The organism is Saccharopolyspora halophila, assembly GCF_039531955.1.
In the GTDB taxonomy this organism is placed as follows: domain Bacteria; phylum Actinomycetota; class Actinomycetes; order Mycobacteriales; family Pseudonocardiaceae; genus Saccharopolyspora; species Saccharopolyspora halophila.
The window spans coordinates 1-1,346 of record NZ_BAAARA010000030.1; the positions used below are offsets into that span (position 1 = coordinate 1).

Annotated in this window: 1 protein-coding gene; it reads left to right on the forward strand. The window is 68.3% G+C overall.

Translation table 11 applies throughout. The features are described 5' to 3' along the window. Nucleotides 1-1,346: peroxidase family protein (locus ABD289_RS25105; protein WP_344138109.1), on the forward strand; the 1,346-nt coding region annotated here is incomplete at both ends.

The following is a 1,346-nucleotide window of genomic DNA, read 5'->3' on the forward strand; positions in this document are numbered from 1 at the left end:
AATTGTGATTGGTGGCCTGGCCGGTTGAGTCTGCGGATCTTGGCCAAGCATCATCCGGCGAGTGATCCGCTGGGTGCGGATTTCGATTACGCGGCGGAGTTCGCCAAGGTGGATCTGGAGGCGCTGGCGCGGGATGTCGACGCGGTGCTGACGACCTCGCAGGAGTGGTGGCCGGCGGATTTCGGGCACTACGGTCCGCTGGTGCTGCGGATGGCCTGGCACAACGCCGGTACCTATCGGGTCGGTGACGGGCGGGGTGGTGCGTCCTCGGGGATGCAGCGGTTCGCGCCGACCAGCAGCTGGCCGGACAACCGCAACCTGGACAAGGCACGGCGGTTGTTGTGGCCGGTCAAGCAGAAGTACGGGCGCAGCGTCTCCTGGGCGGACCTGATGGTCTTCGCGGGCAACCGCGCCCTGGAGACGATGGGGTTCACCACGCTCGGCTTCGCCGGCGGGCGTGGTGATGTCTTCGAGTCCGACGACGACGTCTACTGGGGCCCGGAACGCACCTGGCTCGGCGACGAGCGCCACACCGGCGTCCGCGACCTGCAGCAGCCCCTGGCCGCCGACGAGATGGGCCTGATCTACGTCGACCCGCAAGGACCCGCCACGCAGCCCGATCCGGTCAACTCGGCCCGCGATATCCGGATCACCTTCGGGCGCATGGGCATGAACGACGAGGAAACCGTCGCGCTGATCGTCGGCGGGCACACCTTCGGCAAAACCCACGGCGCCGCCGACGTCGGCCACCTCGGCGCCGACCCGGAGGCCGCCCCACTGCAGGAACAGGGCCTGGGCTGGCGCAACGACCACGGCACCGGCACCGGTCCGGACACGATCTCCAGCGGACTCGAGGGAATCTGGACACCCACCCCGACGCGGTGGGACAACAGCTTCCTGGAAACCCTGTTCGCCTACGAATGGGACGTCGAACTCAGCCCCGCCGGGCTCTGGCAATGGATCCCCCGAGACGACGCCGGGCACGCCACCGTGCCCGACGCCCACGACCCGGACACCCGCCGCAGGCCCACGATGCTCACCACCGACCTCGCACTGCGGGAAGACCCGACCTACGAACCCATCGCCCGACGCTTCCTGAACAACCCCGATCAGCTGGCCGAGACCTTCGCGCACGCCTGGTTCAAACTCACCCACATCGACATGGGCCCGATCCAGCGCTACCAGGGACCACTGGTGCCCGCCGAACGCATGATCTGGCAAGACCCCCTGCCCGAGCCCGACCACGAACCCATCGGCGCTTCCGGTATCGCCGAACTCAAACGCGACCTGCTCAGCTCGGGACTCTCCATCCCGGACCTGGTCTTCACCGCCTGGGCCTCGGCCTC